Below are 5,819 nucleotides of genomic sequence, written 5' to 3'. Positions count from 1 at the left end.
ATGGGCCCGGTCGAGCTCGCCCTGCCGGGCGGCGTGGACCACGTCGGCGTCGTCGAGGTCGGCGGGCCCGGGCATCTGCAGGTCCAGCCCCGCGCGTACGGAGGCCACCCGGTCCGCCACGGCCCCCCAGTCGCTGATGACGGCCCCGTCGAATCCCCATTCGTCGCGCAGAAGGTCGGTGAGAAGCCACCGGTTCTCCGAGGCGTACACACCGTTGATCCTGTTGTACGCCGTCATCACGGACCACGGCCGTGCGTCCCGCACCACGCGTTCGAAGGCCCGCAGGTAGATCTCCCGTAACGGCCGCGGGTCGACGTCGGAGCTCGCCCGCATGCGGTCGTGCTCGGAGTTGTTCGCGGCGAAGTGCTTGACCGAGGCTCCGACGCCTCCCGCCTGCAGGCCGCGGACGAGTTGCGTCGCCATGACCCCGGTGAGGTGGGGGTCCTCGCTGAAGTACTCGAAGTTGCGGCCGGCCCGCGGGTCGCGCTTGATGTTGATCCCCGGACCGAGCAGAACCCCCACCCCGACGGCCAGCGCCTCGGTGGCCAGCGCGGCCCCGATCCGGCGGGCCAGGTCGGGATCCCAGCTCTGCGCCAGCCCCGACGCCGGGGGGAAACACGTGGCCGGGTCGCTCTCGGCGAGTCCGAGATGGTCCGAGGCCCCGGACTGGAACCGCACCCCGTGTGGCCCGTCGGTCAGGACGAGTTCGGGCACCCCGGCCAGCTCCTCGGTGCGCCAGAACGAGGCGCCGCTCCCCAGCGCCGCCTGCTGGTCGAGATCAAGACCGAGGTCGGGGTCGGTCGGTGCCGACCCGGTGTCTGATGTCATGTGGTGGACCCGTCCTGGAGTGTCGTTCTCTTGTAGCACGCGCCCGTGCCTCGTCACCGTCGTACGCCCACCGCGGTGGGGGTGACGCGGGGCCCGGTTTCTGTACGATGCCCCGGTGATCGCCTCGCCCCACCCCGAGAACAGCAGCGGCCCCACCGATACGGCGGCGGACCCGGCCGGCCGGACCGACGCGACCGGTGCGTCGTCGGTTCCGACCGACCCGACCGACCCGACCGGGACGGTCCCCCGGCGCCGGATCATCTTCGCCTCGCTCATCGGCACGACCATCGAGTTCTACGACTTCTACATCTTCGCCACCGCCGCGGTCTCGGTCTTCCCTCTGCTCTTCTTCCACGGCGGCGACTCGGGCGCCGCTCTGCTCGCCTCCATGGCGACCTTCGGGACCGCGTTCGTCGCCCGACCGCTGGGCTCGGTGATCTTCGGCCACTACGGGGACCGGCTCGGGCGCAAGGTCACCCTCGTGGGGGCCTTGCTCACCATGGGGATCGCCACGTTCCTCATCGGACTGCTGCCGACCATCCACCAGATCGGGTTGTGGGCCCCGGCGATGCTCACCATCCTGCGCTTCTTCCAGGGCATCGGACTGGGCGGCGAGTGGTCGGGCGCGGCTCTTCTGGCCTCCGAGACCGCGCAACCCGGCAAGCGGGCTTTCGCCGCGATGTGGCCGCAGCTGGGTGCGCCGTTCGGATTCATCCTGGCCAACGGACTGTTCCTGGTGTTGACCACCTGGTTCGCCTACGACTCCACACACAGCGACCTGGCCGATCCGTTCCTGGTGTGGGGCTGGCGCCTGCCTTTCCTGCTGTCGATCGTCATGGTGGCAGTCGGCCTCTACGTCCGTCTCCGCATCGAGGAGACGCCGGTCTTCGCCCGGGCCATCGCGGACGACCAGCGGGTCAAGACGCCGGTGTCGGAGGTCTTCCGCAAGAGCTGGCGGGAGATCATCCTCGGCACCTTCATCATGCTGGCCACCTACGGCCTGTTCTACCTGATGACCACGTGGATCCTGTCCTTCGCGATCGGCGGGGAGGGCACCGGCGGGCTGGGGTACGGGTACCGGCCGTTCCTCACCCTGCAGGTGCTCGCGATCATCCTGTTCGCCGTGTTCGTGCCGGTGGCGGGGCTCCTGGCCGACGCGCTGGGGCGGCGACGCATGCTCATCGGGGTCACCCTCGCGATCATCGCCTTCGGGCTCAGCTTCGGCTGGTGGCTGGATCCCGAGGCGATCGGGACCGGTGACGACCTCGACGTGACCCGGATGCTGCTCTTCCTCTGCGTGGGGATGATGCTCATGGGGCTGACCTTCGGGCCGATGTCGGCCGTACTCCCGGAGCTGTTCCCCACCAACACCCGGTACACCGGCTCGGGGGTCGCGTACAACTTCTCGGCCATCCTCGGTGCCGCCCTGACCCCGTTCGTCGCGGTGTGGCTCGTGCAGAACTACTCGGTCGCCTACGTCGGGTACTACCTGGCGGGGCTGTCGGTGCTGACCATCATCTCGCTCGTCCTGGCCCCCGAGACCAGTAAGAAGTCCCTGTATTCGTGACCTGCCGGCCACTAGAATGGGGGGTATGAACGCGGTCTCCAGGCTCCTCTTCGGGCTGTTGGTCTTCAACGGGGTCACCGCGGCCGGCGGTGGGCTCGCGCTCATGGTCGGGGTGATCCCCGACGAGCCCTCGTGGATCGAGCACACCGACTTCCCCACCGTCTATTTCGCCGGCGTGATCCTGCTCGCGATCGTCGGGGGCAGCGCGCTGTTCGCCGCGACGGCGTTGCTCAAGCGGAGCCCGGGATGGCAGGCCGCCAGCCTCCTGTCCGGCTGGATCATGGTGGTGTGGATCGCCGCGGAGATCGCCTCGATTCGCGGCTTCCACTTCCTGCAGGTGGTCTACGTGGTCACCGGGGTCGCGGTGATCTGGTGCACCCCGACCGCTCCGTCCTCGACCACGTCGCCCCCGGCCTCCGTGTCGCCAGCCGCCCGGCAGCGGTCCTCGGAGACGGGCGGGTGAGATCGGCGACCGGGTCCGCGGTCGCCGTGGAGACCGCGGACCCCGTCGGCGCGTGCGTGTGTGCGCTCAGCGCGAACCGCCGTGGGACAGCGCGCGGAAGACGTTGAGCGCCCCGAGCACGACGAGGGAGACCCCCAGGAGCCACCACAGGAAGCCGGCGCCCCACACCGGGGTGCTCAACAGGGAGACTCCCGCGAGGACCGAGATGATCGCGAACACGATCGTCACGCCCTTCGCCCCGGACTCGCCGAGGGTGAACAGAGCGGTGAAGCCCTCGATGATCCACATGACGCCGATCATCACGGTGATGAAGATGGCGAGAAAGGCCGCGGATTCCTGCAGTGAGACAAAAGCGAAGACGCCGGCGATGACCCACAGCAGGCCGAGCAGGACGTGACCGACCCGACTGCCCGTCCCGTGGTTCTTGGCGAGCAGGCCGACCGAGGCGTACACGACCCCGCCGACGATGGCGTAGAAGGCGAGCACGCCGGTGATGGCGACGGCGGTCTTCTCCGGCCAGACCAGGACGGCGATACCGAAGCCGATGGCCAGTAGGCCGCCGGTCAGCAGCGCGAGACGGACGCTCTTGGCGACCTGGGCAGCGGTGGTCTGGCCAGCTGTGGGCTGGGAGGCGGAGGGTTGTGAGGCGGTGGACGTGGACATTCTGGGTACCTCGCTCGAAAGAGGCGGACGACCGCAGGCGCGATCAGCGAAATTTAACGTAGCGCGGACGCGGCACCGGCGCCATGAGTTCTGTGAATCACGGGGGAGGCGGGACCCGGTGGAGAGGCGTCCCATGCGCGACCCCGCCCGGGTGGGCCGGCTCCCGCTCGTCACCGGCCGGACCCGGTTCGATGACCGGACCTCGGAATCCGTGCTCATCGGAGACGAACCATCGTCCGGTCTCCACCTGTGGACAGATGGCTCCGAGCCGACGTAACTCCGAGGTGATGAGCGTCGGCGGGTGGTCTGCCGCGAAACAGGCGTAGAAGGTCGCCGGGAACGGAGCGTGCGGATGTCGGGAGGCGACGGAGGTCAGCGCGACTCGTCGCGCGTGGTCGGTGCCGGCGTCCCGCTGTGGTCGTGGCACGTCGATCCAGACCAGGGTCCACAGCCCTGACATCGAGACCGAGCTCCGAGCCGCCAGAGACGCCTCGCCCATGACCATGCGGGAGCGCCCGTCGTCGCCGGCGAATACCCAGACGCCCACCAGCGCGGTGTCCTGGGGGCTGGCGGGCGGTAGGACGCGTCGGAGATGGGCCATATAGGAGTTGGCGCCTCTCACCGCGGCGGCGAGATGGCGTGTGTCGCTGACCAACAGCACCGCCCACGCAGAGGTCGTGGCCGACCGTCGGGAGTCGAGTCGTGTGACCGGGGCCAGAGTCGGCCCGGGACCGGGGGGCCGGGTCGCCCGGGGGTAGACGTCGAGGACGGCGGCGTCCCGTCCGGTGGGCACGCGGGAGGCCACTCTCTCGTCCAGCCGGTATCGGCCGCTCGGGATCCCGGGGTCGAGCGTGAGGTATCCCGCACCCTCGAGATCTCCGACTATTCGCCGGACTTCCGGTTCGGGTATGCCGACCCGGTCAGCGATCTCGTGGACCCGCAGGTGGTCGACGCGGGCGATGCACATCAGCACCCGCGCATGACTGGTGAGGAAAGACCACTCCGACACGGTTCTCATGCTACATAACACGATTCTAAATTCGTACTGTTGAATACGCGTCTTTAGTGTCGTATAACAGACGTGTCCGGATGCACGAGGTCGCGGTGACGAGTGAGCGGCGGTTCGAGCCGCCGGAAGGGGGGACGGTGAACGTCCTGCTGGTGGTGTCGGTGCTGTGTCCTGTGGTGACCTGTCTGGCCGGACGCGCGGGGCGGCGCGCGGGCCGAATCGCTGTGGCGGCCACCGCCCTCGCCACCGCGGCAGCGGTGGTCGTCGCCGTCGTCGTGACACTCGACGGCCCGGTGTCCGCGGTCATCACCACCGGGTCGACCGAGTCGGTGGTGATCGGGTTCACCGCCGACCGGGTCTCGATCCTGCTGTTGCTCCTGGTGCTCGGGGTGAGCGCCGTGGTGCAGGCCTTCTCCCGCCGGTATCTGCGGGGCGATCCCCGGGCGGGTCGCTTCGCCGGCGGGACCGCGGCGATCACCACCGCCACGGCGGCGATGGTGACGTCGGCAACCCTGATAGGTCTGGCCCTGGCATGGTCGGCCATCGGTCTCGGGCTGTGGTGGCTGTTGTGGGTGTATCGCGCTGACGCCTGGGTGCCGCAGGCGGTCGCCCGAACGGCGCGCATGGTCGTCGTCGGCGACGTCGCTCTGTGGACGGCAGTGGTCGTGGCCACGGTGCACTGGGGAAACGTGGATCTGCGCACGCTCGATCTGCCCACGACGACCTCAGCGGAGGGGGCGGTGGTGGCGGTCATGCTCGTCGTGGCGGCTATCGCACGCTCGGCGCTCATACCGATGTCGGGGTGGCTGCCCGCCACCGTCGCCGCACCGACACCCCTCTCGGCCCTGTTGCACGCAGGCATCGTCAACGGGGGTGGGGTGCTGATGATCCGGGTGCATCCGATGATCGATTCCTCCGTGACCGCCATGCTCCTGGCCTTCGCCGCGGGAGCCCTCACCGCCGTCTACGGCACCGCCGTCATGTTGACCAGGCCCGACCTCAAGTCCGCACTGGCCTATTCCACGGTTGGACAGATGGGATTCATGGTGATGACCTGCGCACTCGGCGCCTACTCCGCGGCGTTGTTCCACCTGCTCGCCCACGGGATGTACAAGTCCACGCTCTTCCTCGGCTCCGGGTCCGCGGTGGCCGATCACCTCGCCGACCGAAGCGCGCCGCCGGCACCGGCCCTCCGACCCTCGGCGCGCCGGGCGTACGCGGCGGTAGCGGTCGTGGTCCCCGTGGTGGTGCTCGCGGCGGCACTGTGGCTCTGGCAGGCGGGACTGGGA

At 69.3% G+C, this 5,819-nt stretch carries 6 protein-coding genes; 3 read left to right on the top strand and 3 right to left on the bottom strand.

Annotation, left to right across the window (positions count from 1 at the left end):
* The coding region (locus G6019_RS10450; protein ID WP_182627537.1) for a glycoside hydrolase family 3 protein at nt 1–828 on the bottom strand (828 nt) is incomplete at its 3' end.
* Nucleotides 829–1,084: 256 nt separating this feature from the next.
* Here G6019_RS10450 and G6019_RS10445 point away from each other — a divergent pair.
* Both G6019_RS10445 and G6019_RS10440 read left to right on the top strand, forming a co-directional pair.
* Entirely contained in the window at nt 1,085–2,395 is a 1,311-nt protein-coding gene (locus G6019_RS10445; protein ID WP_309230208.1) for an MFS transporter, read from the top strand.
* A gap of 25 nt (nt 2,396–2,420) precedes the next feature.
* Nucleotides 2,421–2,858 (top strand): hypothetical protein, encoded by a 438-nt coding sequence (locus tag G6019_RS10440; RefSeq protein WP_182613100.1) that lies wholly within the window; start codon nt 2,421–2,423, stop codon nt 2,856–2,858.
* Between the two features lie 66 nt (nt 2,859–2,924).
* Here G6019_RS10440 and G6019_RS10435 read toward each other — a convergent pair whose 3' ends face one another.
* Together G6019_RS10435 and G6019_RS10430 are read right to left on the bottom strand one after the other, a co-directional pair.
* Nucleotides 2,925–3,521: an HdeD family acid-resistance protein gene (locus G6019_RS10435; RefSeq protein WP_182613101.1), complete on the bottom strand. Its 597-nt coding sequence runs from the start codon at nt 3,519–3,521 to the stop codon at nt 2,925–2,927.
* A 97-nt stretch (nt 3,522–3,618) separates the two neighbouring features.
* A complete protein-coding gene (locus tag G6019_RS10430) occupies nt 3,619–4,530 on the bottom strand; it encodes a helix-turn-helix domain-containing protein (protein ID WP_182613102.1) in 912 nt (303 codons plus the stop codon).
* Nucleotides 4,531–4,610: 80 nt separating this feature from the next.
* On the opposite strand from G6019_RS10430, the gene G6019_RS10425 reads away from it, so the two are divergent.
* On the top strand, nt 4,611–5,819 hold a 1,209-nt coding region (locus G6019_RS10425; protein WP_182627535.1), incomplete at its 3' end, for a proton-conducting transporter transmembrane domain-containing protein.

The organism is Dietzia sp. DQ12-76 (assembly GCF_014145045.1).
In the GTDB taxonomy this organism is placed as follows: domain Bacteria; phylum Actinomycetota; class Actinomycetes; order Mycobacteriales; family Mycobacteriaceae; genus Dietzia.
Note: the sequence above shows the minus strand (reverse complement) of the source record. Positions and strands in the feature narration are given on the sequence as shown.